The sequence below is a fragment of the Streptomyces sp. NPDC005151 genome (assembly GCF_053599875.1).
Genome location: NZ_JBSFYR010000049.1, coordinates 30,899 through 57,200, shown reverse-complemented (window position 1 = coordinate 57,200; position 26,302 = coordinate 30,899). Strand labels below are relative to the sequence as shown.

Annotated in this window: 21 protein-coding genes and 4 pseudogenes; 12 read left to right on the top strand and 13 right to left on the bottom strand. The window is 70.1% G+C overall.

Annotation, left to right across the window (positions count from 1 at the left end; genetic code table 11):
* Positions 1-205: 205 nt before the first annotated feature.
* A pseudogene (locus ACWD6R_RS24475) lies at positions 206-557 on the top strand (ABC transporter ATP-binding protein); the annotation flags it as partial.
* On the opposite strand, the gene ACWD6R_RS24470 reads toward ACWD6R_RS24475, so the two are convergent.
* From ACWD6R_RS24470 to ACWD6R_RS24450, 5 genes are all read right to left on the bottom strand, one after another.
* A complete protein-coding gene (locus tag ACWD6R_RS24470) occupies positions 516-1,370 on the bottom strand; it encodes a siderophore-interacting protein (RefSeq protein ID WP_451820650.1) in 855 nt (284 codons plus the stop codon). The pseudogene ACWD6R_RS24475 and the gene ACWD6R_RS24470 overlap by 42 nt on opposite strands.
* Positions 1,371-1,461: 91 nt before the next feature.
* Positions 1,462-2,622, bottom strand: a complete 1,161-nt coding sequence (locus ACWD6R_RS24465) for an acyl-CoA dehydrogenase family protein (RefSeq protein WP_451820649.1) — start codon at positions 2,620-2,622, stop codon at positions 1,462-1,464.
* Positions 2,623-2,630: 8 nt separating this feature from the next.
* The gene (locus ACWD6R_RS24460; protein WP_451820648.1) at positions 2,631-3,572 is read right to left on the bottom strand and encodes a hydroxymethylglutaryl-CoA lyase; all 942 of its coding nucleotides are present in this window, start codon (positions 3,570-3,572) and stop codon (positions 2,631-2,633) included.
* Entirely contained in the window at positions 3,569-5,647 is a 2,079-nt protein-coding gene (locus ACWD6R_RS24455; RefSeq protein WP_451820647.1) for an acetyl/propionyl/methylcrotonyl-CoA carboxylase subunit alpha, read from the bottom strand. Before ACWD6R_RS24455 ends, ACWD6R_RS24460 begins: the two co-directional genes overlap by 4 nt.
* A gap of 13 nt (positions 5,648-5,660) precedes the next feature.
* Complete coding sequence (locus ACWD6R_RS24450; RefSeq protein ID WP_376662685.1) at positions 5,661-7,268, bottom strand: carboxyl transferase domain-containing protein; 1,608 nt, start codon at positions 7,266-7,268, stop codon at positions 5,661-5,663.
* Between the two features lie 109 nt (positions 7,269-7,377).
* Between ACWD6R_RS24450 and ACWD6R_RS24445 the strand changes: the two genes are divergently transcribed.
* Positions 7,378-8,001: an SACE_7040 family transcriptional regulator gene (locus ACWD6R_RS24445; RefSeq protein WP_451820646.1), complete on the top strand. Its 624-nt coding sequence runs from the start codon at positions 7,378-7,380 to the stop codon at positions 7,999-8,001.
* A 221-nt stretch (positions 8,002-8,222) separates the two neighbouring features.
* On the opposite strand, the gene ACWD6R_RS24440 is transcribed toward ACWD6R_RS24445, so the two are convergent.
* Positions 8,223-8,642, bottom strand: coding sequence for a PIN domain-containing protein (locus ACWD6R_RS24440; protein ID WP_451820645.1), 420 nt, complete (start codon positions 8,640-8,642; stop codon positions 8,223-8,225).
* A gap of 2 nt (positions 8,643-8,644) precedes the next feature.
* Positions 8,645-9,268: a type II toxin-antitoxin system VapB family antitoxin gene (locus ACWD6R_RS24435; protein ID WP_451820644.1), complete on the bottom strand. Its 624-nt coding sequence runs from the start codon at positions 9,266-9,268 to the stop codon at positions 8,645-8,647.
* 481 nt (positions 9,269-9,749) lie between these two features.
* Between ACWD6R_RS24435 and ACWD6R_RS24430 the strand changes: the two genes are divergently transcribed.
* Positions 9,750-10,529: a phosphatase gene (locus tag ACWD6R_RS24430; RefSeq protein WP_451820643.1), complete on the top strand. Its 780-nt coding sequence runs from the start codon at positions 9,750-9,752 to the stop codon at positions 10,527-10,529.
* A 157-nt stretch (positions 10,530-10,686) separates the two neighbouring features.
* Here the strand turns inward: ACWD6R_RS24430 and ACWD6R_RS24425 are convergent, their stop codons facing one another.
* The 3 genes from ACWD6R_RS24425 to ACWD6R_RS24415 all read right to left on the bottom strand — a co-directional run bounded on the left by ACWD6R_RS24425 (position 10,687) and on the right by ACWD6R_RS24415 (position 13,109).
* Positions 10,687-11,562, bottom strand: coding sequence for an acyl-CoA thioesterase (locus ACWD6R_RS24425; protein ID WP_451820642.1), 876 nt, complete (start codon positions 11,560-11,562; stop codon positions 10,687-10,689).
* Positions 11,563-11,581: 19 nt separating this feature from the next.
* Positions 11,582-12,739: an acyl-CoA dehydrogenase family protein gene (locus tag ACWD6R_RS24420; RefSeq protein ID WP_451820641.1), complete on the bottom strand. Its 1,158-nt coding sequence runs from the start codon at positions 12,737-12,739 to the stop codon at positions 11,582-11,584.
* Between the two features lie 70 nt (positions 12,740-12,809).
* Positions 12,810-13,109, bottom strand: coding sequence for a hypothetical protein (locus ACWD6R_RS24415; protein ID WP_451820640.1), 300 nt, complete (start codon positions 13,107-13,109; stop codon positions 12,810-12,812).
* Here ACWD6R_RS24415 and ACWD6R_RS24410 point away from each other — a divergent pair.
* Positions 13,092-13,830 (top strand): annotated as a pseudogene (locus ACWD6R_RS24410) (IS200/IS605 family accessory protein TnpB-related protein); the annotation flags it as partial. The gene ACWD6R_RS24415 and the pseudogene ACWD6R_RS24410 overlap by 18 nt on opposite strands.
* A 112-nt stretch (positions 13,831-13,942) precedes the next feature.
* A complete protein-coding gene (locus tag ACWD6R_RS24405; RefSeq protein WP_451820639.1) occupies positions 13,943-14,338 on the top strand; it encodes a VOC family protein in 396 nt (131 codons plus the stop codon).
* 228 nt (positions 14,339-14,566) lie between these two features.
* On the opposite strand, the gene ACWD6R_RS24400 is transcribed toward ACWD6R_RS24405, so the two are convergent.
* From ACWD6R_RS24400 to ACWD6R_RS24390, 3 genes and pseudogenes are all read right to left on the bottom strand, one after another.
* Positions 14,567-14,788: a DUF397 domain-containing protein gene (locus tag ACWD6R_RS24400; protein WP_451820638.1), complete on the bottom strand. Its 222-nt coding sequence runs from the start codon at positions 14,786-14,788 to the stop codon at positions 14,567-14,569.
* A pseudogene (locus ACWD6R_RS24395) lies at positions 14,781-15,410 on the bottom strand (DUF5753 domain-containing protein); the annotation flags it as partial. The gene ACWD6R_RS24400 and the pseudogene ACWD6R_RS24395, both read right to left, overlap by 8 nt.
* Positions 15,411-15,565: 155 nt before the next feature.
* Positions 15,566-17,050, bottom strand: a complete 1,485-nt coding sequence (locus ACWD6R_RS24390; RefSeq protein WP_451820637.1) for a PucR family transcriptional regulator ligand-binding domain-containing protein — start codon at positions 17,048-17,050, stop codon at positions 15,566-15,568.
* A 128-nt stretch (positions 17,051-17,178) separates the two neighbouring features.
* Between ACWD6R_RS24390 and speB the strand changes: the two genes are divergently transcribed.
* The 7 genes and pseudogenes from speB to ACWD6R_RS24355 all read left to right on the top strand — a co-directional run bounded on the left by speB (position 17,179) and on the right by ACWD6R_RS24355 (position 26,248).
* Positions 17,179-18,156, top strand: coding sequence for an agmatinase (gene speB, locus ACWD6R_RS24385; protein ID WP_345518034.1), 978 nt, complete (start codon positions 17,179-17,181; stop codon positions 18,154-18,156).
* Between the two features lie 27 nt (positions 18,157-18,183).
* Positions 18,184-18,504, top strand: a pseudogene (locus tag ACWD6R_RS24380) (thiamine pyrophosphate-dependent enzyme); the annotation flags it as partial.
* Between the two features lie 27 nt (positions 18,505-18,531).
* A complete protein-coding gene (locus ACWD6R_RS24375) occupies positions 18,532-18,858 on the top strand; it encodes a hypothetical protein (RefSeq protein ID WP_451820636.1) in 327 nt (108 codons plus the stop codon).
* 143 nt (positions 18,859-19,001) lie between these two features.
* Positions 19,002-19,967: a serine hydrolase gene (locus ACWD6R_RS24370; RefSeq protein ID WP_451820635.1), complete on the top strand. Its 966-nt coding sequence runs from the start codon at positions 19,002-19,004 to the stop codon at positions 19,965-19,967.
* 156 nt (positions 19,968-20,123) lie between these two features.
* The gene (locus ACWD6R_RS24365) at positions 20,124-23,858 is read left to right on the top strand and encodes an ABC transporter ATP-binding protein (RefSeq protein ID WP_451820634.1); all 3,735 of its coding nucleotides are present in this window, start codon (positions 20,124-20,126) and stop codon (positions 23,856-23,858) included.
* 357 nt (positions 23,859-24,215) lie between these two features.
* A complete protein-coding gene (locus ACWD6R_RS24360) occupies positions 24,216-24,662 on the top strand; it encodes a hypothetical protein (RefSeq protein ID WP_451820633.1) in 447 nt (148 codons plus the stop codon).
* 101 nt (positions 24,663-24,763) lie between these two features.
* Positions 24,764-26,248, top strand: a complete 1,485-nt coding sequence (locus ACWD6R_RS24355) for a S28 family serine protease (protein ID WP_451820632.1) — start codon at positions 24,764-24,766, stop codon at positions 26,246-26,248.
* The last annotated feature ends 54 nt before the right edge of the window (positions 26,249-26,302 follow it).

Below are 26,302 nucleotides of genomic sequence, written 5' to 3'. Positions count from 1 at the left end.
CAGCACCAGTCCGGCGAGCATGGACGTGATCTTACTCTTCATGGGTCAGGAGTGAAGCGCGGGACGAACAAGTGCGCCAGAGGCGAAAATTCGACTTTGGCGCGTTTTGTACCCTCATGCGTAAAAATCAATTGCCGCGACTGCCGGCGGAACGCGAACCTTGCACGGTTTGAGCCACTCGCCACCCCCTCAGCGATCCGTGGGAGGCTCGGCACTCACCCGGAGGGTCGCCGCGGGCGAGGTGGTCGCGGTCTCCCCTGGCGACGTCGAGAAGATCGGCTGGTTCGTCGAAGCGCGGTCGCGCTTTCGCCGCCGCCGCGACCGCCCTCGTCCTGGTCTGCGTCGCGCTGGTCGTGTACCAGCCCGCGCTGGGTGCGGTGGTCGCCGTCGGCGTGCCCCTGCTGGCCCTCGCCGTACTGCCGCTGCTGCCCCGGGCCACCCGGCGCGCCGAGGACGGCTTCGCCGAGGACGGCGGTTGTTCCCTCGCCCCCCACGGGACGCCGAAGTTGTCCGGACTACGCGTCCTCGGTGGCCGCTTCCGCGCGCAGCTGCTCCTCACTCATCCCGCGACGCCAGTAGCCGACGAACGTCACCCGCCTGCGGTCGAACCCGCGCTCCCGGACCAGGTGGCGGCGCAGCGCCCGTACATTCGACGACTCGCCCGCGATCCAGACGTACGGGGTCCCCTCGGGCAGCTCGGCGGCGCGTACGGCGTCCACGGCGGACGGTGCGCCCTCGTCCCGGACGAGCCAGCTGATCCGGGCGCGGGCCGCGGTGCCCAGTGCCTGGCGGTCCTCGGTGTGCTGGACCTCGAGCCAGACGCGGGCCCGCATGCCGGCGGGCAGCCACTCCAGGGCTGCCGACGCGGCGGGAAGCGCCGTCTCGTCGGCCCAGATCAGCACCCAGTCGGTGCCCTCCGGGGGCCGGAAGCGGACGGCCGTGTTGTCCTCGACGGCCGGGCCGAGTGCCTTGAGGAGATCGCCGGGGGCGGCGGCGGCGGCCCAGCGGCAGGCGGGTCCGCCGTCCTTGTGCAGTGCGAAGTCGATATCGATTTCGGTCGATCCGTCGAGGGCGCGGCGCTGCGCGCGGACGGTGTACGAGCGCATGACGGCCCGTATGTCCTCGGGCAGGGCACGCCAGGCGGCGAACCAGTTGGCGACGGTGGACAGCACATGCCGGTACACGGCCCGGCCGCGTTCGGCGGGCGGGCCGTCGGTCCAGGGCACGGTGAACGGCATGCTGTCCGGCGCGTGCACCCCGTCGGCGGCGACGCCTGCCAGGTCGTCGAGCAACTCCAGGTCCGGAAGGCGGAGTTCCAGGCGGGGCGTGCGGATGCGGAGCCCGTACAAGGGCCAGTACCGGGGGTTCATGAACAGACTCTGCCGCGACGGATGGTGCACCGTCGAATCAATTACACGGGACGGGGAGCGAAGATCCCCGTCCCGTCGGCCTTCCGCCCGCTCAGGCCGGCAGCCCCAGCTCCCGGGCGATCAGTATCCGCTGCACCTCGCTCGTTCCCTCGCCGATCTCCAGGATCTTCGAGTCGCGCCACATCCGCGCCACCGGGTACTCGTTCATGAAGCCGTAGCCGCCGTGGATCTGGGTCGCCTCGCGGGCGTTGTCCACCGCCACCGTCGACGAGTACAGCTTGGCGAGCGCCGCCTCCTTCTTGAACGGTTCGCCCGCCAGCAGCCTGGACGCCGCGTCCCGCCAGCCGATCCGGGCCATGTGCGCCCGCATCTCCATGTCCGCGATCTTGAACTGGATGGCCTGGTTGGCGCCGATCGGCCGGCCGAAGGCGTGCCGCTCCTTGGCGTACTTCACCGACTCGTCCACACAGCCCTGCGCGAGACCCGTGGACAGCGCCGAGATCGCGATCCGTCCCTCGTCGAGGATCCGCAGGAACTGCGCGTACCCGCGGCCCTCCTCGCCCAGCAGGTTCGCCGCCGGGACCCGGACGTCCGAGAAGGACAGCTCACGGGTGTCCGACGCGTTCCAGCCGACCTTGGAGTACGGAGCGGCGACCGTGAAGCCGGGGGTGCCGGACGGCACGATGATGGACGAGATGAGCGGGGCGCCGTTCTCCTTGCGTCCGGTCACCGCCGTGACCGTGACCAGCGCGGTGATGTCCGTACCGGAGTTGGTGATGAAGCACTTGGAGCCGTTGATCACCCACTCGTCCCCGTCGCGCACCGCCGTCGTCCGGGTGCCGCCCGCGTCCGACCCGCCGTCCGGCTCGGTCAGCCCGAAGGCACCCAGCGCCTCGCCCGAGCAGAGCTTCGGCAGCCACTGCTGCTTCTGCTCCTCCGTGCCGAACCGGTAGACCGGCATGGCACCGAGCGAGACCCCGGCCTCCAGGGTGATCGCCACGGACGAGTCGACGCGGGCCAGCTCCTCCAGGGCGATCCCGAGGGCGAGATAGTCGCCGCCCATGCCGCCGTACTCCTCCGGGAACGGCAGCCCGAACAGGCCCATCCGCCCCATCTCGCGCACGATCTCGTACGGAAACTCATGGCGCTCGTAGAAGTCGCCGATCTTCGGGGCGACCACGTCGTGCGCGAACTCCTCGACGGTGCGGCGCAGTTCCTCGTGTTCGGCGGTCAGCCGGTGGTCCAGTGACATGGCGGGGGTCACTCCTTGTGGGAGAGGGCGCGGACGGTACGGGACGGGCTCGGGCGGCCCAGTTGTTCGGCGAGCCACACGCTGGTGGCGGTGAGCGCGTCGAGGTCGACCCCGGTTTCGATGCCGAGGCCGTGGAGCATCCACACGAGGTCTTCGGTGGCGAGATTTCCGGTGGCGCTCTTCGCGTACGGGCAGCCGCCGAGGCCACCCGCGGAGGCGTCCACGGTGGCGACACCGTGCTGGAGCGCGGCGAGGGTGTTGGAGAGCGCCTGGCCGTACGTGTCGTGGAAGTGCACCCCGATGGTGTTGGTGTGCACGCCCTCCTCGTTCAGTTCGGAGAGCAGGTCCTGCACATGGCCGGGGGTGGCGACGCCGATGGTGTCGCCGAGGGAGAGTTCGTCGCAGCCGAGGTCCATCAGCGCCTTGGCGACGCGCACGACCTGGTGGACGGGGACCGGCCCCTCCCACGGGTCGCCGAAGCACATCGACAGATAGCCGCGGACGTGCACCTTGTCCGCTTTGGCGCGGGCGACGACGGGCTCGAACATGGCGAGCGACTCGGCGACCGTGCGATTGAGATTGCGGGCGGCGAACGTCTCGGTCGCCGCCCCGAACACGGCGATCCGGCGCGCACCGAGAGCGAGGGCGCGGTCCAGCCCGCGTTCGTTCGGTACGAGCACGGGGAGCGCGACCCCCTTGATGTCCCCGAGGCGGGGGAACAGGTCCTCCGCGTCGGCGAGTTGGGGCACCCACGTCGGGTGGACGAAGCTGGTCGCCTCGATGGTGGTCAGGCCGGCCGCGGCGAGGCGGTGGATGAACTCCGCCTTCACCTCGGTCGGGACGACCGCCTTCTCGTTCTGCAGCCCGTCGCGGGCGCCGACCTCGTGGATGCGTACCCGGGCGGGCAGATCCGGTGCGGGCACGGGCATGGGCAGGTTGCCGGCGGTCATGCTTCCTCCTCGCTCGGGACCACTACGGCCAGCACCTGGTCCATAACGACGGTGGCACCGGCCGTCACATCGAGCTCGGTGACGGTCCCGGCGTGCGGGGCGGAGATGACGTGTTCCATCTTCATCGCCTCCACGACGAGCAGGCTCTGCCCGGCGACGACCTCGTCCCCGACGGCCACCTTCACCACGGTGACCGTGCCCGGCATGGGCGCGGCGAGCGTGTCCGCGCCGCCGTGTGCGGCGCCGGTGAGGGACGCCTCCACGGGGTCGTGGTCCTGTACGTGCCAGGTGTCGCCGTCGCGGCCCAGCCAGGTCCCCTCCGGGGAGGTGGCGTGGGTGAACGTATGGGTGACACCGGCGAGTTCGAAGGTGAGTCGGTGTGCGGAGACGTCGATGATCCTGGCTGTCTCCATGCCGCCGGGAAGTGGGGCCAGCGGGCCGCAGGTGCCCGTCGCGGGCGCCGGCGGCAGTGTGCCCTCCCCGACATGACCGAATGTCAGCTCGGTGCCCGCCGGGCAGGAGCGCACGGCGACCTGCACCGGGTCGTGGCCCGGCAGCCGGAAGTGGCGGACCGTGCGGGCGGGGGCGCCGCCCAGCCGCCAGCCGTCGGCCACCGAGAACGGGTCGACCCAACCGGAGCTGCCCGCGGGGGAAGTGCTCCCGGCGGCCGGCTGCCGCAGCAGCGCCGCCGCCGCGTACACCTCCTCCGGTACCCCGTCCGGCACCAGGCCGTCCACCGCGCGTTCCACCAGTCCGGTGTCCAGCTCGCCCGCCACCACCTGCGGGTGGGCGAGCAGCCTGCGCAGGAACCCGGCGTTGGTCGGAACGCCCAGGATCACCAGCTCCGACAGGGCGGTGCGCAGCCGCCGCAGAGCCGTGGCCCGGTCGGGTCCGTGGACGATGACCTTCGAGAGCATCGGGTCGTACAGACTGCCGACTTCGACCCCCTCACTGAGACCCGAGTCGGTCCGTACACCCGGGCCGTTCGGCTCGCCGAGGGAGAGCACCGTACCGCCGGACGGCAGAAATCCGCGGGCCGGGTCCTCGGCGCAGATACGGGCCTCGATCGCATGTCCGGTGAGTGTGATGTCCGGCTGCCTGTACGGGAGTTGTTCACCGGAGGCGACCCGCAGCTGCCACTCCACCAGGTCCAGGCCGGTGATCAGTTCGGTGACCGGGTGCTCGACCTGGAGGCGGGTGTTCATCTCCATGAAGTAGTACGAGGCGGGGTCGTTGCCCGGGACGATGAACTCCACCGTGCCCGCGCCGACATACCCGCAGGAGCGGGCCGCCTGGACGGCCGCCTCGCCCATCGCCGCCCGGGTCTCCTCGTCGAGCAGGACGGACGGCGCCTCCTCGATGATCTTCTGGTGGCGGCGCTGGAGCGAACACTCGCGCTCGCCGAGATGCACCACGTTCCCGTGCCCGTCGGCCAGGACCTGGATCTCGATGTGGCGCGGCCGGTCGATCCACCGCTCCACGAGCAGGGTGTCGTCCCCGAACGAGCCGCGTGCCTCGCGCCGGGCGGCGGCGATCTCGTCGGCGAGCAGCGCCTCGTCGCGCACCAGCCGCATGCCCTTGCCGCCGCCGCCCGCCGAGGGCTTCAGCAGCACCGGCATGCCGATCGTGCGCGCCGCCTCCGCGAGCTGTGTGTCGCTGAGCCCGCTGCCGGACGACCCCGGCACGACCGGAACCCCGGCCGCCGCAACGGTCTCCTTGGCCCGGATCTTGTCGCCCATCAGCGAGATCGCGGAAGCGGGCGGCCCGATGAAGACGAGCCCCGCATCCGCGCACGCCTGCGCGAACCCCGCGTTCTCGGCGAGGAATCCGTACCCCGGGTGCACGGCCTGCGCGCCGGTGCGCCGGGCGGCCTCCAGCAGCGCGGGCACGCTGAGATAGCTCTCGGCGGCGGGTGCGGGTCCGATCCGCACCGCCGTATCGGCCTCCCGTACATGCCGGGCGTCGGCGTCCGCGTCGCTGAAGACGGCGACGGACCGCACACCCAGCTCGCGCAGGGTCCGGATCACCCGGACCGCGATCTCGCCGCGGTTGGCGACCAGAACGGTGTCGAACATCGTCATCTGTTCCTCACATCCGGAAGACGCCGAAGCCGGGCTCACCCAGCGGGGCGTTGGCACACGCGGTCAGGGCGAGGCCCAGCACCTGCCGGGTCTCCAGCGGGTCGATCACCCCGTCGTCCCAGAGCCGGGCGGTGGCGTAGTACGCGTTGCCCTGCGTCTCGTACTGCTCGCGGATCGGCGCCTTGAAGGTTTCCTCGTCCTCGGCGCTCCAGTCGTCGCCCAGCTGGTCGCGCTTGACCGTCGCGAGGACGGACGCGGCCTGCTCGCCGCCCATGACGGAGATCTTGGCGTTGGGCCACATCCACAGGAAGCGCGGCGAGTAGGCCCGCCCGCACATGGAGTAGTTCCCCGCCCCGTACGACCCGCCGACCACGACGGTCAGCTTCGGGACCCGGGTGCAGGCGACGGCCGTGACCATCTTGGCGCCGTGCTTGGCGATGCCGCCGGCCTCGTAGTCGCGCCCGACCATGAACCCGGAGATGTTCTGCAGGAAGACCAGCGGGATGCCGCGCTGGTCGCAGAGCTCGATGAAGTGCGCACCCTTCTGGGCGGACTCGGAGAACAGGATGCCGTTGTTGGCGACGATGCCGACCGGGTGCCCGTGGATCCGGGCGAAGCCGGTGACCAGCGTCGTCCCGTACTCCGCCTTGAACTCGGCGAACCGCGACCCGTCGACGACCCGCGCGATGACCTCCCGTACGTCGTACGGCGTCCGCGAATCGACCGGCACGGCCCCGTACAGCCCGGCAGGATCGACCTTCGGCTCCTCCACGGCCTCCACGGACCAGGGCAGAGCCCCGCGCGCGGGCAGCGTGGCCACAATGTTCCGGACGATCCGCAGCGCGTGCGCGTCGTCCTCCGCGAGATGGTCGGTGACGCCCGACGTACGGGAGTGGACCTCGCCGCCGCCCAGCTCCTCCGCCGTGACGACCTCACCGGTCGCGGCCTTCACCAGCGGCGGACCGCCGAGGAAGATCGTCCCCTGGTTCCGCACGATCACGGCCTCGTCGCTCATCGCGGGGACGTACGCCCCACCGGCCGTACAGGACCCCAGCACGGCCGCGACCTGCGGAATCCCGGCCCCCGACATCCGCGCCTGGTTGTAGAAGATCCGCCCGAAGTGCTCCCGGTCGGGAAACACCTCGTCCTGCATCGGCAGAAACGCGCCACCGGAGTCCACGAGGTACAGACACGGCAGCCGGTTCTCCAGCGCCACCTCCTGCGCCCGCAGGTGCTTCTTCACCGTCATGGGGTAATAGGTGCCGCCCTTGACCGTGGCGTCATTGGCGACGATCACGCACTCCCGGCCGCTGACCCGCCCGATCCCGGCGATCACCCCGGCCGCCGGAGCGGCGCCCCCGTACAGCCCCTCGGCCGCGAGTGGTGCCAGCTCCAGGAAGGGCGATCCCGGGTCGAGCAGGGTGTCCACCCGCTCCCGGGGCAGCAGCTTCCCGCGCGCCACATGCCGGGCGCGGGCCTTCTCGCCCCCGCCCAGCCTGGCCGCGGCCAGGCGCGCCCGCAGCTCGTCGCCGAGCGCGCGGTGCGCCTCCTCGTTGGCCAGCCAGCCCTGAGACGCGGGATCCGCCGCACTCGCCAGCACCGGTGCCTGCTGCATCCGTCGAGCCCCCTTGCCCGGTCGACCGGTCCGGCCGATCCGGTTAATGAGCGTTAACACGTTTCCTTTAGGTTAACGCTCGCTAACGCCACTGTCTAGAATCGAATCCATGACCACCAGGACGGACGCCCCCACGCGCCGCGAGCAGATCCTCAAGGAGGCCGCCCGCCTCTTCGCCGAGCGCGGCTTCCACGGTGTGGGCGTCGACGAGATAGGCGCAGCCGTCGGGATCAGCGGTCCCGGCCTCTACCGCCACTTCCCCGGCAAGGACGCGATGCTCGCCGAACTGCTGGTCGGCATCAGCGAGCGACTCCTGGCCGGCGGAAGGCTCCGCGTCACGGAGGACGCGACCTCCGGCGACGGCTCCCCGGAAGCCCTCCTGGACGCGCTCATCGAGGGCCACATCGACTTCGCCCTGGACGATCGCCCCCTGATCACCCTGCACGACCGCGAGCTGGACCGCCTCCGGGACACCGACCGCAAGCGCGTGCGCCAGCTCCAGCGCCAGTACGTGGAGCTGTGGGTCGAGGTGGTCCGCGCCCTGTATCCGCTCCTCGCGGAGAACGAGGCCCGCGCCACCGTCCACGCGGTCTTCGGCCTGCTGAACTCGACCCCGCACCTGGGCCGCCCCGGCGCCCTCCCCGGCCGCACGGCGACGGCGGCGCTGCTGCACCGGCTGGCGCGGGGGGCGTTCGAGGCGGCGGCGAGCAGGCGTGAAGCATCAGACACATAGGGCGGCGCTGGGCCGTGGTGCGAAATCGAGGGGCGAAGGCACGGCCGGATTTAGAGGCCGCGCACATGGGTGGGGCGGCGTCGCGTGTCGATGGGCGGCGCCTGGCGGCGTTGTCGTCGGTCGACGACGCTCCGCGTCGCCTCCCTCCTCCGCCTTGCCAGCCTTGCCAGCCTTGCCCCTCGCCCCGCTCCTTCCTCCACCCCACCCATGTGCGCGGCCTCTTACGACGAGGGTGGGGCGAACACGCTCTGTTCCGTCACATCGGTCAGAACGCGCGCTGCGGCACGGAAGTCGTCGTCGTCATGCAGAACGACCAAGCCGTGGTGCGCGGCTGTGGCGCAGACCAGCCAGTCGACTACGGACAGGCTCCGGTGCTGTCCCCGCTGGGCCAGGCGATATTGAGCAGCTTCGATCCAGCGCCAGACATCCTTTGGTACCTGCACGTCCGGGTGCAGTTCGCCGAACATCGCTGTCATACCGTCGAACTCTTCGATGCTCCTGGCGGACTGCAGGAACTCCGTACGTTGCGGAAGGCACGAGCCGATCGCACCCTCCTCCAGCTCGTGGGACCAGGCGTCATTGAGCTTCCGGTCGCGTTGCAGGCGCCAGACGGCGGTCGAGTCGGCGAGGTAACGGATCACTGTCAGGCGACACCCTTCTCGGAGCGGTCAGCCCCCGGACCGGCCTTGTCCGCCGCGTGGCGACGCCAGAAGTCGTCGTCGTCCCACTCCTGGGCGCTGTCCAGGTGACGGAGCCGGGCTTCTGTACGGCGCCTGCGCTCCGCATACTCGCGAAGCGCGATATTGACCATCTCCTTCTTGGTCTTCGCCCCGGACAGCCGCATGGCTGCAGCGAGGGCCTCGTCGTCGATGTCGATCTGTGTGGCGGACATGGGGGACCTCCATGACATTGACTTCATACAAAGATAGCCAATGTTCCATACATGCGTGCATGACTCGTCGGTCTCCCGGCAATTGCGGCAGTAGCCCGGTCCCGGGGCGCGGAAGACGCGTTGGCAGCCGTCGCAGTCCTGGAAGCGATCGGCGAGGAACTTGATGCCGATCTTGGCCCCGGTGGGCAGCGACTGGATGTGCACGGCCAGCCCGATCGCCACCAGTGACATCTCGCGATGCTGGGCGAGGTGGTTGCCGATGACGGTGTAGCGGTTGGTGTGGCGGGTGTTGACGTGAATGACACCGGAAGGTGTGGCAGGACGGGGATTGCCTGCCGTGGCGCGCGAGGGCGCGGTAATCTGCTGGGTATCCATCGGGAAGGTGCTTCTTCCTCGGTGGTCAGGCCCCCGATCGGGATTGCGAGTCCCGGCCGGGGGCCGACGCATGTCTGGGGTTGTCGCGGCGAGCATATGCCTGCCAATCAGTGCGAAATCCAGCCCAGTTGGCAAACCTCACTCTTGCGGGTAACGGGAGGCAGGGTGGGGTGGGGAAGGGTGATTACCCAAGGAATCAAAAGCATTTGATGGTGTAACGCACCGCGTCGCGACCGGCCAGGCCCTGACCCACCGGGTCGCGACAGTCGCGATCCGGTGAGGGTCACGTCCATCCATACGGTGTGACGCCGAGAGGGCCCCCGCACCACGCCCTACCGGGCGGCAAGAGCACCACTCCACGGCGGAGTGCCGGGATCGGACCGCTCCGCGACGGTCCCGAGGGGGCAGGGCGGTCCGCCCCTCCGCGTCCGTCGTGCAAGACACCCGGCACGCTGCGCACACCTGACGGCACAATGGGTTCATGCCGATACCCAGCCGTGCCGCCCTCGTCGAACATCTCGTCCGTACGCGCATCGCCGGAGACGTCGCCACCCCACGCGACAACAATCTCTCCCACTACCGCCACCTCGCCAACGGCGACCGCCACTACTGGCTGGGGCTGGAGCTCGGCAAGCGGTGGGCCGATGAGCAGGACGTGCTCGCCGTGATGGCCGAGCGCTGTGGGGTCAGTGATGATCCGGAGCACCGGCACGGGCAGGACACCATCGATCCCGAGCTGACCGTCGACGGGCTGGAGCGCATGGCGGCCCGGCTGCGCAAGGCGGCGGCCGGGGCGGAGCGGGTGTTGTTCGCGACCGGGCATCCGGGTGGGCTGCTGGATGTGCACCGGCAGACCGCCGACGCGTTGCGGGCCGCCGGGTGCGAGATCGTACGGATTCCCTCCGGGCTGATGGCGGACGAGGGCATGGTCTTCCAGTTCGCCGACGTGGCCGTGATGGAGCGCGGGGCGACGCTGTGGCACACGCACTCACCGGCGCCGATGGCGGCGATCCTGGACGGTCTGGAGCGCGAGGGGCGGCCGCTGCCGGACCTGGTCGTCGCCGACCACGGGTGGGCGGGGTGCGCCGGGCAGCGGGGGCTCGACGCGGTCGGGTACGCGGACTGCAACGACCCGGCGCTCTTCCTGGGTGAGGCGGAGGGCACCCTGCAGGTGGTGGTGCCGCTGGACGATCACGTGCTCGACCCGCGGTTCTACGACCCCATGACGGAGTATCTGCTGGATGCGGCGGGACTGGTCTGAGCCGTACGCGAGCAGGCCGGTCCGGTACCCGGCCCGCTCGCCCGTCGCTGCTGCCCCAGCCCCGGCGTCGGGTTCAGATAACCGGTCGCGCTGCCGCTGGTGCTGTTCTCGGCGCTCATGGTGGGGAGTATCCATGAACGGGCGGGCCGCGGCCTGTTCAGTCCCGGGGGACCCGGACCACGCCCTCCTGGATGACGGTGATCGCCAGTCGGCCGTCCTGCGTGTAGATACGGGCCTGACCGAGCCCGCGCCCGCCGGACGCGGACGGCGAGGCCTGGTCGTACAGCAGCCATTCGTCGGCCCGGAACGGCCGGTGGAACCACATCGCGTGGTCCAGGCTCGCGCCGACCACGTCGCCGACCGTCCAGCCGCCGCGCCCGTGCGCGAGCAGCACCGAGTCGAGCAGCGTCATGTCGGAGACGTACGTGGCCATGCAGACGTGCAGCAGCGGGTCGTCCGCGAGCTTGCCGTTGGTGCGGAACCACACCTGGGAGTGGGGCTCCTGCGGTGTGCCGACGTTGGCGAACGGCGGGGCGCCGACATAGCGCAGGTCCACCGCGTCCCGCGCCTCCAGCAGCCGGTCCATGACACTCGGGTCGGTGAACGCGCCGGCGTACTGCGGCAGCATCTGCGCCGCCGTGGGCAGTGTCTCCGGGTCGGGAGCGGGCGGCATGTCCGCCTGGTGCTCCAGGCCCTCCTCGTACGTCTGGAAGGACGCCGAGAGATGGAAGATCGGCTGCCCGTGCTGGACGGCCACCACCCGGCGGGTGGTGAAGGAGCGGCCGTCGCGGATCCGGTCGACGCTGTAGACGATCGGCGCGCCCGGGTCGCCCATCCGCAGGAAGTAGGAGTGCAACGAGTGGGCCGTGCGGTCCGCGGGGACGGTGCGGCCCGCGGCAACGAGTGCCTGGGCCGCGACCTGGCCGCCGAAGACCCGGGGCACGATCGCCGAACGGCTCGTACCCCGGAAAATGTCCCGCTCGATCTGCTCCAGGTCGAGCAGATCGAGCAGGGCTTCAAGTGCTGTGCTCATGGAGAAGAACGTAACCGCTCTACAGACCCATGGACTTGGCGATGATCGACTTCATGACCTCGCTCGTGCCGCCGTAGATGCGGTTGACGCGGTTGTCCGCGTACAGGCGGGCGATCGGGTACTCGTTCATGAAGCCGTAGCCACCGTGCAGCTGGAGGCAGCGGTCGATCACGCGGTGCGCGACCTCGGTGCAGAACAGCTTCGCGGAGGCGGCCTCGGCGGCGGTCAGCTCACCGGCGTCGAGGGCCTCCAGCGCGCGGTCGGCGACGGCCTGGGCCGCGTCCACCTCGGCCTGGCAGGCGGCCAGCTCGAACTTGGTGTTCTGGAACGAGGCGACGGTCTTGCCGAAGACCGTGCGGTCCTGCACGTAGCTCTTGGCGAACCGGACGGCGGCAGCAGCCTGCGCGTACGCGCCGAAGGCTATGCCCCAGCGCTCGGACGCGAGGTTGGTGCCGAGGTAGCCGAAGCCCTTGTTCTCCTCGCCGAGCAGGTCCTCGACGGGGACCTTCACGTCGACGAAGGCCAGCTCGGCGGTGTCGGAGACCTTCAGGCCGAGCTTGTCCAGCTTGCGGCCGACTGAGTAGCCCGCCGACGTGGTGTCCACCGCGAACAGCGAGATGCCGAAGCGGCGGTCGTCCTCGCGGGGAGCGGACGTACGGGCGCACACGATCACGCGGTCGGCGTGCACACCACCGGTGATGAAGGTCTTGGCGCCGTTGAGGACGTAGTGCGTGCCGTCCTCGGAGAGCTTGGCGGTGGTCTTCATGCCCGCGACGTCGGAGCCGGTGCCCGGCTCGGTCATCGCGAGGGCCCACATCTCCTCGCCGGTGGTGAACTTCGGCAGCCAGCGCTTCTTCTGCTCGTCGGTGGAGAGCATCTTGATGTACGGCAGGCCGAGCAGGGTGTGCACACCCGAGCCGCCGAAAGAGACACCGGCGCGGGCGGTCTCCTCGTAGATCACGGCCTCGTACTTGTGCGAGTCGATGCCGGCGCCGCCGTACTCCTCGTCCACCTCGATGCCGAAGACGCCCAGCTCACCGAGCTTGTGGTAGAACTCGCGCGGCGCCTGGCCGGCGGCGAACCACTCGTCGTAGACGGGGACGACCTCGGCCGCGATGAAGGCGCGGATGGTCTCCCGGAACGCCTCGTGGTCCTCGTTGAATACCGTACGGCGCACGGGGTGCCTCCTCTGTCGGCTTCGATCAGCTTCGGGCGAGCATCGGCCAGCGGGATGGCTAAGCGCTTGCTCAGTTCTGGTCAAAAGTTACCCGGCAGTCACCAGGGCTGTCCAGGGTGATGCTCAGCACGCTCATCACGCTCTCTCCTTGCCAGGGCTTGAAGGACCGGATCCGGTAGAGGACGACCCCGTCGGCGGCCGGTGTGTCGGCGAGCAGGCGGTCGAGGAGCCGCCGTCCGGCACCGCGGCCCGCCGCGCCGGGCGTGATCCCGATGAAATCCAGCGTCCAGGCCCCCTCGGGCGCACCGGCGCCCATGAACGGCGTGAGGAGGTCACGGTCACCGTGTCCGACGACGCCGCCGCCGACCACTTCGCCGCCTACCGGCTCGACCGGCACGGCAACCCCGTCGGCGGGCCGCACCGCTTCCCCTACGACCTGTCCGGAACCGCCGGCCACCGCGACGCGCAGATCCGCCACGCCCTGACCCGGTTGATCAACTGGGCGAGGCGTGTCGGGGTCGCGGCGATCGGCATCGAAGACCTGGACTTCACCGCCGAGAAGACCCGGGAGAAGCACGGCCGCCGCAAGCGGTTCCGGCAGCTCATCTCCGGCAATGCCGACCGGCAAACTCAAGGCCCGGCTGGTGTCGATGGCCGCCGAACACGGCCTGAGCGTTGTCGCGGTGGGTCCGGCCTACACCTCCCAGTGGGGTGGCCAGCACTGGCAGAAGCCGCTGGCCACCCCACGCCGAAAGATGTCCCGTCACGATGCCGCCAGTATCGCGATCGGACGACGCGCCCTCGTGCACCCGGTCCGGGATGGGGTATCCCCTGCTCGAACGGAGTTGAGAGCTTGGGGAAGGATGGCACCGCCCCCGCACGACCGGAGTGATCGTGCGGGGCATCGGACCGTCCAGGCCGGACCAGGTGACCGGGGGCGTGAGGGAACCCGCCCACCCACAACGGATCACGCCCCTGGAGGCGTGCCGCCGAGCGGGAAGCGAAAGCGGGAACCCAGTGCATCCAACACCGTTCGGGATGCGCCCAGTACGCAACAGTGGGTCCAAGACTCACTCACGCACACTGGTTAGGAACGGTATCCGTGCTGGACGCCGACACCGGCCGGGAAGCGACCTACCGTGCGGACGAGCGTTTCGCGTTGGCGGCATACTCTGAGCCCCGTCCGCACTATCTGGGAGAGTCATGACAAGTAGGTTCACCGAGTTGGCCGTTGACTGCCACGATCCGGAGAGACTCGCGGCCTTCTGGTGCGAGGTCCTGGACTTCAAGGTGATCGACCGGAGCGAGGGCAAGGTCGAGATCGGCTCCTGGGTGCCGACCGTCGAGGATGTTCGGGCCCGCCAGATGCCGCCCACCCTGCTGTTCATCCAGGTGCCCGAGGGCAAGACCGTCAAGAACCGGCTTCACCTCGACGTCAGCCCGATCGACGGCAGCACCGAGGACGAGGTGACCAGACTGCTCGGCCTCGGCGCCACCAAGACGGATGTGGGCCAGGGCTCAGACCGAAACTGGGTGGTCATGGCAGACCCCGAGGGCAACGAGTTCGACGTCCTACGCACCCTGGCGCCGCAGAGCTAGTGCCGTAGCAGGCAACGTTTGCCCTGTTGTGATGTGGCGCGCCGTCCGGGGTCCTTGGCTGGATGCCGTGCGGCGGTCACCGCGTGCGGGTGGCGGAACGAGTACGCGTACGCGAGATCGATGATGACGAGGGCCGGAGGCTGCTGCGGATCATCCGCCGGGGCAACGGGTCGGTGGTGACCTGGCGGCGGGCTGTTGCATGAGGCGAACGCGAACTGGGCCCGCTCATCAGGCTTGAAACATGCCGCCCTTGACAGCCGAGACGAACGATGACCAGCCATCCGTCGCGAAGACCAGGGCGGGGCCGTGCGGGGTCTTGGAATCGCGGACAGGGACGCCTGACGGGTAGTCGTCCAGCACCTCGACGCAGCTGCCCGATTCAGGTCCGCTGTAGGACGACTTGCGCCAGCCGTTCAGCAGGGACGCGTCCGTGATGGTGTGCTCAGTCATGATGCCCGTAGTCCTTAGCTGTTGCGCGCAACACAACAAGTGACTCTTTCAGAGGCAGTGCGTCGCTCAGTGCGAGATCGTAGATGCCTTGCAGCCGTGCGACAACGGCCGGGGAATCGTGGACCCTTCCGATGGACAGGCCCTCGCTGTAGGCGGCGGGGGGTTGGTCCTCGAACCACATGAGTGACACCATGCCCTGGCTGATCGGATGGATACCGACGGCGATAGGCAGAACGTGCACGCGTACCCGCCCGCTCTCGACCAGGCGGACGATGTGCATGATCTGTTCGGCCATGATCTCCGGGCTGCCGACCGGGCGCCGTAGCGCCACCTCATCCAGCAGCGCCCAGACTACGGGCGTGACCGGGTCGGCGAGGATTTTTGCCCGTTCAAGCCGTGCGACAACGTGCCTGTCACGCTCTTCGTCGCTTCTGGGAGGGAACGTCGTACCGAGAACCGCACGGGCGTACCGCTCTGTCTGAAGAATGCCTGGCACGAGAGTCAGGGCGAACTCCCTGATCATCGTTGCCTGTTGTTCGAGTTGGCGCGCCGGCTCGAAGTAGTCGGCAACCGTGTCGTCATCCTCCGGCAAGAAGCTGCTCAGCACGTTCCCCGCCCGCAGATGTACGACCCACGCGCAGCCCGTGACGGGAGCAGTTCACCCCAGCCACAGGGCTGAAGAGCCCGCCGAATCCGGGGGTGCGCCCCCGCATGTCCCCCGTACGCCCCGGCCAACCGTACGCATGTGGATGGAGTGAGCGGCCTGCGGCCGCCCGCTCACCGCTGCCGCAGCGCGAACCACAGTTCCGTCCGTACGTCCATGTCGTCCAGGTCCGCGTCCAGCAGCGTCGCGCAGCGGGCGATGCGCTGGCGGACCGTGTTGCGGTGGACCTGCAGCGCCACCGCCGTGCGGTCCCAGCTGCCGTGCAGCCCCAGCCAGCAGCGGAGCGTCTCCGCGAGTGTGGGGGTGAGCGGGGCGAGCAGGGCGCGGGCGTGCGCCTCCGCCTCGGCGGGCGGGACGAGCGCGGCCAGGCCCTGCCCGGTGCCGGTGTCGTGGTGGGCCAGCGGGGTGCGGGTGGCCACGGCCCGGCCCAGGGCGCGGGCCGCCTGGCCGTCGGCGAGGTCCAGCGCGGTGATGGAGACGGGGGCGGAGGTGCCGAGTGCCCAGCCGGGCTGCGGGGTGACCCGCTCGCCACCCGGGACGAGGACCTTGACAGCGTCGCCGCCCCGGCCCGCGTCGACCAGCGCCGACCCCAGCGCGGCGCCCAGTGCCCCGGCGGTGAGCGGGTCGACGGGGCCGCCGCCGCTGCGCCGGGCATGCACCACCGTCCAGAGTTCGGTGCCGCCGAGCAGCGGGGCGACGTCCGCCGGGTCCGCGCCCAGCAGCATCCGCACCAGTGCCGCGGACCGGCCCGCGGCGTCGGCGCCCTGGTGCGGGGCGGCCAGCAGGGAGAGAAGGACCACCGCGATCCCGGTGACCGTGTGGTCGCCCGCCTCGCGCCGCCCCGTCGACAGCGCCAGGACGAGACCCTGCCCGCCGCCGAGCGCGTACGCGAAGAGATGCGTGTCGCCGACGGCGTCGGTCGCGGATGCGGGGGCGGGGGAGGCGGGAGGCGCGGCGGGGGAGACCACGCGGGTCAGCCGGGTCAGCGCCGCCCGCACCTCGGGGGGTGGGCGGCGGCCCGCCGCGTGCAGCTCCTCGCCGGCCGCGGAGAGCAGGACGGCCCGCCCCGACAGCTGGGCGGCGAGCTGGTGCAGCACCGCGGGGACCGGATCCGGCCGGGCCGCCGCCGTGGCCAGGGCCTGCTGGGCGCGCGTCACCCGGCGCAGCTCCCGGTGCCGGGCCTCGGCCATCAGGCGCCACACCGCTCGGGCGATCGCGGTGAACGGGGTCTCGGGCGGCACCTCCACCAGAGGCAGCCCGTGCCGGTCGCACGCCTCGATCAGCGCCTGCGGCACGGCGTCGTGCACCGGCGTGACCCCGAAACCGAGCGCCGCCGCCCCCGCCTCCACCAGCCGGGCGACATAGGTGTCCGGGTCCTTGAGCAGGACCCCGGCGCTCAGCAGCAGCTCACCGCCGAGCAGATACGGGTACGGGTCGGCCATCTCCGAGGTGTGCACCCACAACAAGTCCGCGTGGTCGGGTCCCGCGATCCGGCGCAGCCGGAGCTCCTCGCGGGCGAGCAGCTCGGCGAGCGGGATGGGCGGGGTGGGGGGAGCGGACCCGGTGGTGGCGGTGGGTCCGGTGGGAGTGTCCGGCATGGATGATCCATCCATTGGCTACGACGAGAATGGATGAAACGTACACTTCAGCGCCGCCGGTGGGCCACTTACCGTCTTCATACGAACGTCCACAAAGTGTGCATCACCCTCTCAGGAAGGCACTCCACATGAGCAGCAACGAAACGCCGCGCGGCCCCGTCGACTCCTCCCGCGTCCCGCGGTACGCCGGTCCCGCGACGTTTGCGCGGCTGCCCCGGCTCGACGAGGTCGGCACCGCCGATGTCGCCGTCGTCGGCGTGCCTTTCGACACGGGTGTCTCCTACCGCCCCGGCGCCCGCTTCGGCGGCAACGCGATCCGTGAGGCGTCGCGCCTGCTGCGCCCGTACAACCCGGCGCAGGACGCCTCGCCGTTCGCCCTCGCGCAGGTCGCCGACGCCGGTGACATCGCCGCCAACCCGTTCAACATCAACGAGGCCGTCGAGACGATCGAGGCCGCGGCCGACGACCTCCTCTCCACCGGTGCCCGCATGATGACGCTCGGCGGCGACCACACCATCGCGCTCCCGCTGTTGCGCTCCGTCGCGAAGAAGCACGGCCCGGTCGCCCTGCTCCACTTCGACGCCCACCTCGACACGTGGGACACCTACTTCGGCGCCGAGTACACCCACGGCACCCCGTTCCGCCGGGCCGTCGAGGAGGGCATCCTCGACACGTCCGCGCTCTCCCACGTCGGTACCCGCGGCCCGCTTTACGGCAAGCAGGACCTCGACGACGACGCCAAGATGGGCTTCGGCATCGTCACCTCCGCCGACGTCATGCGCCGCGGCGTCGACGAGATTGCCGACCAGCTGCGCCAGCGCATCGGCGACCGCCCGCTGTACATCTCCATCGACATCGACGTCCTGGACCCGGCGCACGCGCCCGGCACCGGCACCCCCGAGGCGGGCGGCCTCACCTCCCGCGAGCTCCTCGAGATCGTCCGCGGCCTGTCCTCCTGCAACCTGGTCTCCGCCGACCTGGTCGAGGTCGCCCCCGCGTACGACCACGCGGAGATCACCTCCGTCGCCGCCTCCCACACCGCCTACGAGCTGACGACGATCATGTCCCGTCAGATCGCGGCGGCAAAGGGCACTCAGGGCAAGTGACCCACGACCACCGATGAGCCGTACGAAGCCGGTCCTGGCGGTCTCCTGTACTCCATCGCGGAACTGGCCACGGCCCGTCAGTACGACCTGCCGGTCACCTGGCTGATCGTCGACGACGGCGGCTACGGCATCCTGCGGGAGTGCATGACGGGTGCGTTCGGCGAGGCCACGGCGACGGAACTGTCCCGCCCGGACTTCGTCGCCCTCGCCGAGTCGTTCGGCGTACCGGCGGTCCGTACGACCCCGGAGGCGCTCGCCGACGACCTGGCGAAGTCCTTTGCGGAGCCCGGCCCTTCGGTGGTCGTGCTTCCGGCACTGCTGAAGATGTTCGAGCCGACGCATCTGTAGGCCGCGGCCCCGCTGGGGTCCCGGGGCATGGACTCGGAACCTCCCCTCGTCCGCGAGGTCTTCCCCGACCTCGTGGACGAGTTGGTCGCCCTTCTCGAAGACGAAGAGGAGCGACATCTCGCGATCTGCGCGTGGGATCTTCGCCTCTTTGCGGAATGTCCCTGCACGGACGCCTTCTGCCAGAGCTTCAGCACAGCACCCCTTCGGAAGGGGGAGCCGTACGGAGAGGGGCACCACACCGTCCTGCTCTCCCCGGCGGACGGCATGCTGCTGCTCGACGTGGTGCACGCCCGGATCATGTGCGTCGAGGTGCTCCTGCGGTCTCCGATGCGCGATCGGCGGCCAACCCCCTGAATACGCACCCGGCAGCCGGTGTCCCCGCGTCAGAATCCGGCCGTTCCGGCTGCGGCGCGTACAACTTTTCGACCAGTCGTGAGTCATCCCTGACAGGTGTGCAGGGGGCACACCGTACAGATCACTCAGGGGGGACACGTCTCATGACGGACCAGCCTCGTACATCCCGCCGTGCGCGCACCGCGCTCGCCGTCACGCTCGCCGCGGGCATGCTCGCGCCAGTGACCCTCGCGGCCACGCCCGCCGCAGCCGCGACGCCGACCGTGAGATGCACCTCCGGCAAGGCGGGACTCGCCGCCAAGCTGTCGACCGACATCACCGCCGCGCTCAAGGGGCGCAACTCGACCACGGCGATCGCGCTCTACGACCGGACCACCAAGACGTCCTGCACGATGCGGTCCACGAGCACGTACGACTCCGCGAGCGTCGTGAAGGCGACCGTCCTCGCGACGCTGCTCTGGGACAACAAGAAGCACAATCGCTATCTCACCCAGCGCGAGATCAACCTCGCCACCGCCATGATCACCAAGTCCGACAACAACGCGACCACCAGCCTGTGGAAGCAGCTCGGCGTGACCAAGGTGAAGGCGTTCCTGAAGGCCGCGGGCATGACGCACACCGTGCCCGGCTCCGGTGGCTACTGGGGGCTGACCCAGATCACCGCGCAGGACGAGCTGCGGCTGCTGACGCTGCTGACCGCCAAGAACTCCGTACTCAGCGACAACGCGCGTGCGTACGAACTCGGCCTGATGCGCAAGGTCATCTCCTCGCAGCGCTGGGGAACGCCCGCCGGAGCCCCGTCCGGGGTGACCGTCCAGGTCAAGAACGGCTGGCTGCCGCGTGCCACGCACGGCTGGCGGGTGCACAGCATCGGTGCGTTCACCGGGAAGGGGCACGACTACGGCATCACCGTGCTCACGCAGGACAACAAGACGATGAACGAGGGCATCAACACCATCCAGGCCGTCGCCCGCGCCATCCACAAGGACCTGAATCCGGCCGCCGTGACCGGGACGACCGTCGCCCCGCCGGCCATGCCGCAGGAGGCGGTCCCGGCGGTGCCGGAGGCCCCCGCCGTGCCGATGCTGACGGCGACGCCCAGTTCGTAGGGTGCCCCCGAGCCGCGCCCCCCACCCCCAGGTGCGCTCCGTCGGACGACGTACGCCGGTCCTACTCCGATGGGACCGTCTTTGTAACGGCGGGATGAAATCCGCAGCTGATCGCGTTGGTGCCTTCCGGTAGACCAGGTCGAACGGGAGGCACCAGTGACGGACGGGGACACGGACGCAGCACAGCAGGGCTGGGCGCGGCGGCTGGGCGGTTACGCATGGCGCTACCGGCGCAATGTCCTGCTGGCGCTCGGTTCGTCGCTCGCAGGGATGGCCGTGCTGGCAGTCGTCCCGCTGATCACCAAGGTGATCATCGACGATGTCGTCGGCAACCACACCCGTTCCCTCGGCGTCTGGACCGGCCTCCTGATCGCCACCGCCGTGCTGGTGTACATATCGACGTACATCCGCCGCTACTACGGCGGCCGGCTCGCCCTCGACGTACAGCACGATCTGCGCACCGACATGTACCGGACGCTCACCCGGCTCGACGGGAAGCAGCAGGACGAGCTGTCCACCGGGCAGGTCGTCGGGCGTGCCACCAGCGACCTGCAGCTGATCCAGGGGCTGCTGTTCATGCTCCCGATGACGATCGGGAACGTGCTGCTGTTCCTCATCTCCCTGGTGATCATGGCGTGGCTCTCGCCGCTGCTGACCCTGGTCGCGATCGCCGTCGCCCCCGGGCTCTGGTTCATCGCCCGCCGCTCCCGCTCCCGGCTCTTCCCCGCCACCTGGTACGCCCAGGGGCAGGCCGCCGCCGTCGCCGGAGTCGTCGACGGGGCCGTCTCCGGGGTCCGGGTCGTCAAGGGGTTCGGGCAGGAGGAGCAGGAGACCGGGAAGCTGCGCGAGGTCGGGCGGAAGCTGTTCGCCGGGCGGCTGCGCACGATCCGGCTGAACTCCAGGTACACCCCCGCCCTCCAGGCCGTCCCCGCGCTCGGCCAGGTCGCGATGCTGGCGCTCGGCGGCTGGCTCGCCACCCGCGGCGAGATCACCCTCGGTACGTTCGTCGCCTTCTCGACCTACCTCGCCCAGCTCGTCGGGCCGGTCCGGATGCTCGCCATGGTCCTCACCGTCGGTCAGCAGGCCCGCGCCGGTGTGGAGCGCGTCATCGAACTGATCGACACCGAGCCGACCATGAAGGACGGCACGGTGGAGCTCCCTGCCGACGCCCCGGCGAGCGTCGAGTTCGACGACGTGCGGTTCGGGTATGACCCCGAGCGGCCGGTCCTCGACGGGTTCTCGCTGACCATCGAGCCCGGCGAGACCGTCGCCGTCGTCGGCGCCTCCGGCAGCGGGAAGTCCACCGTCTCCCTCCTCCTGCCCCGCTTCTACGACGTGGCGCACGGCGCCGTCCTGGTCGGCGGCCACGACGTCCGGGAGCTCACCCAGGACTCGCTGCGGGCCGCCATCGGCCTCGTACCGGAGGACAGCTTCCTCTTCTCCGACACGGTCCGCGCCAACATCGCCTACGGGCACCCGGACGCCACCCAGGAACAGATCGAGCAGGCCGCCCGCGCCGCCCAGGCGGACCGGTTCATCGCCGATCTGCCGAACGGCTACGACACCAAGGTCGGTGAGCACGGGCTCACCCTCTCCGGCGGCCAGCGCCAGCGCGTCGCACTCGCCCGCGCCATCCTCACCGACCCCCGGCTGCTCCTCCTCGACGACGCCACATCCGCCGTCGACGCCCGCGTCGAGCACGAGATCCACGAGGCACTCGCCCAGGTCATGGAGGGGCGGACGACCCTCCTCATCGCCCACCGCCGCTCCACCCTCGGCCTCGCCGACCGCATCGCCGTACTCGAAAAGGGCCGACTCGCCGACATCGGCACGCACGAGGAGCTGGAGCGCCGCTCCGCCCTCTACCGGCGTCTGCTCACCGACCCGGACGAGCTGGGCGGCACCTCCCCGGGCCACCAGCCGGTGATGGCCGACACGGCCGTCGAGGACGACCGGGCGCTCCAGGAGGAGCTGGAAGCCGATTTCGACGCCGAGCGCGGCATCAGCCCCGGACTCTGGGTCCGCAAGGAGGAGCCCCGCGACACCGGCGCGGCCGGCATGCCCGCCACGCCCGAGCTGCTCGCCCAGGTCGAGGCGCTTCCCCCGGCCACCGACACCCCCGAGATCGACGAGGCACGCGCCGTCCGGCGTGAGGAGTCGTACGGGCTGCGCCGGCTGCTGCACGGCTTCGGGCTTCCGCTGACGGTCAGCCTGGCGCTCGTCGCCGTCGACGCGGGCATGAGCCTGCTCCTGCCCGTACTGATCCGGCACGGCATCGACCAGGGCGTCACGCAGATGGCACTCGGTGCGGTCTGGGCGGCGTCCGCGCTCGCCCTGCTCGTCGTGCTGGTGCAGTGGGCGGCGCAGATCGGCGAGACCCGGATGACGGGCCGCACCGGAGAGCGGGTGCTCTACTCACTCCGGCTGAAGATCTTCGCGCAGCTCCAGCGGCTCGGTCTCGACTACTACGAGCGCGAGCTCACCGGCCGCATCATGACCCGGATGACGACGGACGTGGACGCGCTGTCCACGTTCCTGCAGACGGGTCTGGTCACGGCCTTCGTCTCCGTTGTCACATTCTTCGGCATCATGGGCGCGCTGCTCGTCCTCGACGTTCAGCTGGCGCTCGTCGTCTTCGCGACCCTGCCGGTGCTGGTCATCGGTACGTTCTTCTTCCGCCGCAAGAGCGTCAAGGCGTACGAGCTGGCCCGGGAGCGGATCAGCGTCGTCAACGCCGACCTCCAGGAGTCCGTCTCCGGGCTCCGGATCGTGCAGGCGTTCCGCCGCGAGAAGGACGGCGCCGAACGGTTCGCCGACCGCAGCGACCACTACCGCGAGGCCCGGGTGCGCGGCCAGTGGCTGATCTCGGTCTACTTCCCGTTCGTACAGCTGCTGTCGTCGGTGGCCGCGGCCGCCGTACTGATCGTCGGCGCGGGCCGCGTCGACAACGGCACGCTCACCACCGGCGCCCTCGTGGCGTATCTCCTCTACATCGACCTGTTCTTCGCGCCCGTGCAGCAGCTCTCGCAGGTCTTCGACGGCTACCAGCAGGCCACGGTCTCCCTCGGCCGCATCCAGGAACTCCTCCGGGAGCCGACCTCCACCGCCGACTCCCAGGAGCCGCTGGACGTGCTGTCGCTGCGCGGCGAGATCGCGTTCGAGGACGTGACCTTCGCGTACGGCTCCGGCGACGACGAGGCACTCACCGGCATCACCCTGCGGATCCCGGCCGGGCAGACCGTCGCGTTCGTCGGGGAGACCGGCGCCGGGAAGTCCACCCTGGTCAAGCTCGTTGCCCGGTTCTACGACCCGACGGGCGGGCGGGTCACGGCGGACGGCACCGATCTGCGCCGCCTCGACCTCACCGCGTACCGGCACCGGCTCGGAGTCGTACCGCAGGAGGCGTACCTCTTCGCGGGTACGGTCCGGGACGCCATCGCGTACGGGCGGCCCGATGCCACCGACGCACAGGTGGAGGCGGCGGCCCGGGCGGTCGGAGCCCATGACATGATCGCCACGCTGGACGGCGGCTATCTGCACGAGGTCGCCGAGCGGGGCCGCAACCTCTCGGCCGGCCAGCGCCAGCTGATCGCACTCGCCCGCGCCGAACTCGTCGACCCCGACATCCTGCTGCTCGACGAGGCGACCGCCTCTCTGGACCTCGCCAGCGAGGCCCTGGTCAACCAGGCGACCGACCGGCTGACCGGCCGGCGCACCACCCTCGTCGTCGCCCACCGGCTGACCACGGCCGCCCGCGCCGACCGGGTCGTGGTGATGGACCACGGCCGGGTCGTCGAGGACGGCACGCATGACGAACTCCTCGCCGGGGAAGGGCATTACGCCGTGCTGTGGCGCACCTTCATCGGGGAGGACGAGCCGGCGGGAGTCTGAGAGGCCGCGCACATAGGTGGGGCGGCGTCGCGTGCCGATGGGCGGCGCCTGGCGGCGTTGTCGTCGGTCGACGACGCTCCGCGTCGCACCTGCGGCGCGGCAGCGGCGGCCGGGACCACGGAGGCGGCGGCGAGGAGAGCGGTCACGAGAAGGGTGCGGCCGGCGGTGCGGCGGCCGCGCGGGCTGGACGCATTGCGGAGTTGAATCACGAAAGTTCCTACCTTTCGTATGACTCTGCCCTATGGGACCCATGGTGTGGAGGTTCGGTTGCGCGGGATGTGGAGCGGGCCGCATGCAACCTTCGGATGGCCCTTCGCGTCGTACGCATGTACGCGTATGAGCCGGGCAGGGGCGAGAGTGTTCGATGGGGTGAGGGAACTGCTGGGAAACAGGAGTGGGGAAACCGCCGGAGACGGCGGCACCGGACGACGGGTGCTGGTCCAGGTGTTCGTACTGGCACTGGTGACCGCCGTCGGGCTGGTGCTCGGCGGTCCCGGGGCGGGCAGCGCCGACGCCGCATCGTCCTGCGGCGGACGGCTCGCGAAGACAGTGACGTTCTCCACGGGCGAGGTGCGCGTCTTCAGGAGCCGCTCCTACGCCTGCGCGATCACGGTCGCGAAGAAGTCGGGCCCGCGCCGCGAGATGTCCGTCATGATCCAGGCGCGCGGCGGCCGGCCCGTCACCGACCGCGGCAGGTTCACCAAGCAGACCGGCCGGGTGACCGTTTACGCACTGCACCGATGTGTCCGGGCCGCGGGTTCGGTCGCCGGAAAATCCGGCGCCACGGGCTGGATACTCTGCTGATATTTCTGACGATGTGGCAGGAGGGGCTGTTCAGCCGGGTGTTACACCGCTAGATTCGCGATGAATCTTGTGAATCCAGGTGAATTCCCCCGGGAGGGTGCATGCGCAAGGCGCTCAGAGGTTTCCTTTCGCTCGCGGTGCTCATAGGCACGGTGAGCGCGACGGGTGCCTCGGTCGGTGCGGCCAGTGCCGCGGACGCGACCGCGATCCGGTCCGCCGGGTCCGACCGGTCCGCCGATGCGACCGCGGACATCAAGGACCGCATCCTGGCGATACCCGGGATGAGTCTGATCGAGGAGAAGCCGTACGCGGGCTACCGCTACTTCGTTCTCAACTACACGCAGCCGATCGACCACCGGCACCCGTCCAAGGGCACGTTCCAGCAGCGCATCACCCTGCTGCACAAGGACACGTCGCGCCCGACGGTCTTCTACACCAGCGGGTACAACGTCTCCACGAACCCCAGCCGCTCCGAGCCGACCCGGATCATCGACGGCAACCAGGTCTCGCTGGAGTACCGCTTCTTCACCCCGTCCCGCCCCGCCCCCGCCGACTGGTCGAAGCTCGACATCTGGCAGGCAGCCAGCGACCAGCACCGCGTCTTCACCGCGCTGAAGCAGATCTACTCCGAGAACTGGCTGAGCACCGGCGGTTCCAAGGGCGGCATGACCGCCACGTACTTCGAGCGCTTCTACCCGAAGGACATGGACGGCGTCGTCGCGTACGTCGCGCCGAACGACGTGGTCAACAAGGAGGATTCGGCGTACGACCGGTTCTTCGAGAACGTCGGCACGAAGGAGTGCCGCGACCGGCTCGAGGGTGTGCAGCGCGAGGCGCTGATCCGCCGCGAGCCGCTGGAGAAGAAGTACAAGGAGTACGCCGACACGAACGGCTACACCTTCAACACCGTCGGATCGCTCGACAAGGCGTACGAAGCCGTTGTCATGGACTACGTCTGGGCGTACTGGCAGTACAGCCTGCTCGCCGACTGCGACACCATCCCCGCCGACGCCAAGACTGCACCCGACCAGGCGATCTGGGACTCGATCGACAACATCTCGGGCTTCTCCGCCTACGCGGACCAGGGCCTGAACACGTACACGCCGTACTACTACCAGGCGGGCACCCAGCTCGGTTCGCCGGACATCAAGCAGCCGTGGCTCGGCAATCTCAGCCGCTACGGGTACCAGCCCCCGCGCGACTTCGTGCCGAGCTCCATCCCGATGACGTTCCAGCCGTCGGCGATGCGGGACGTCGACACCTGGGTGAAGCACAACGCCACCCGGATGATGTGGGTGTACGGGGAGAACGACCCGTGGGGTGCGGAGCCCTTCCGCCTTGGCAGGGGCGCCCATGACAGCTACGTCTACACGGTGGCCGGCGGCAACCACGGTTCCAAGGTGGCCGGTCTCGCCGCCGACGAGCAGGCGCAGGCGACCGCCGACATCCTGCGCTGGGCGGGTGTTGCCCCGGCCGCCGTGCAGTCGGACCCGGCCAAGGCGAAGCCGCTCGCGCCGTACGATGCGCGGCTCGACAAGCGGGACGTGACGAGCGAGCGCAGGCAGGGCCCCGCGCTGCGGCCGTAAAAGGCCGGCACGGTGTGATGCGTGCCGGGTCCGAACCATGCGGTTCGGACCCGG

Excerpts from the sequence above, each read along its gene's own strand:
- ACWD6R_RS24470 (WP_451820650.1), bottom strand. The coding sequence starts at position 1,370 with ATGAACCCCCGGTACTGGCCCTTGTACGGGCTCCGCATCCGCACGCCC.
- ACWD6R_RS24465 (WP_451820649.1), bottom strand. The coding sequence starts at position 2,622 with ATGTCACTGGACCACCGGCTGACCGCCGAACACGAGGAACTGCGCCGC.
- ACWD6R_RS24460 (WP_451820648.1), bottom strand. The coding sequence starts at position 3,572 with ATGACCGCCGGCAACCTGCCCATGCCCGTGCCCGCACCGGATCTGCCC.
- ACWD6R_RS24455 (WP_451820647.1), bottom strand. The coding sequence starts at position 5,647 with ATGTTCGACACCGTTCTGGTCGCCAACCGCGGCGAGATCGCGGTCCGG.
- ACWD6R_RS24450 (WP_376662685.1), bottom strand. The coding sequence starts at position 7,268 with ATGCAGCAGGCACCGGTGCTGGCGAGTGCGGCGGATCCCGCGTCTCAG.
- ACWD6R_RS24445 (WP_451820646.1), top strand. The coding sequence starts at position 7,378 with ATGACCACCAGGACGGACGCCCCCACGCGCCGCGAGCAGATCCTCAAG.
- ACWD6R_RS24435 (WP_451820644.1), bottom strand. The coding sequence starts at position 9,268 with ATGGATACCCAGCAGATTACCGCGCCCTCGCGCGCCACGGCAGGCAAT.
- ACWD6R_RS24430 (WP_451820643.1), top strand. The coding sequence starts at position 9,750 with ATGCCGATACCCAGCCGTGCCGCCCTCGTCGAACATCTCGTCCGTACG.
- ACWD6R_RS24425 (WP_451820642.1), bottom strand. The coding sequence starts at position 11,562 with ATGAGCACAGCACTTGAAGCCCTGCTCGATCTGCTCGACCTGGAGCAG.
- ACWD6R_RS24405 (WP_451820639.1), top strand. The coding sequence starts at position 13,943 with ATGACAAGTAGGTTCACCGAGTTGGCCGTTGACTGCCACGATCCGGAG.
- ACWD6R_RS24400 (WP_451820638.1), bottom strand. The coding sequence starts at position 14,788 with ATGACTGAGCACACCATCACGGACGCGTCCCTGCTGAACGGCTGGCGC.
- ACWD6R_RS24390 (WP_451820637.1), bottom strand. The coding sequence starts at position 17,050 with ATGCCGGACACTCCCACCGGACCCACCGCCACCACCGGGTCCGCTCCC.
- speB (WP_345518034.1), top strand. The coding sequence starts at position 17,179 with ATGAGCAGCAACGAAACGCCGCGCGGCCCCGTCGACTCCTCCCGCGTC.
- ACWD6R_RS24375 (WP_451820636.1), top strand. The coding sequence starts at position 18,532 with ATGGACTCGGAACCTCCCCTCGTCCGCGAGGTCTTCCCCGACCTCGTG.
- ACWD6R_RS24370 (WP_451820635.1), top strand. The coding sequence starts at position 19,002 with ATGACGGACCAGCCTCGTACATCCCGCCGTGCGCGCACCGCGCTCGCC.
- ACWD6R_RS24355 (WP_451820632.1), top strand. The coding sequence starts at position 24,764 with ATGCGCAAGGCGCTCAGAGGTTTCCTTTCGCTCGCGGTGCTCATAGGC.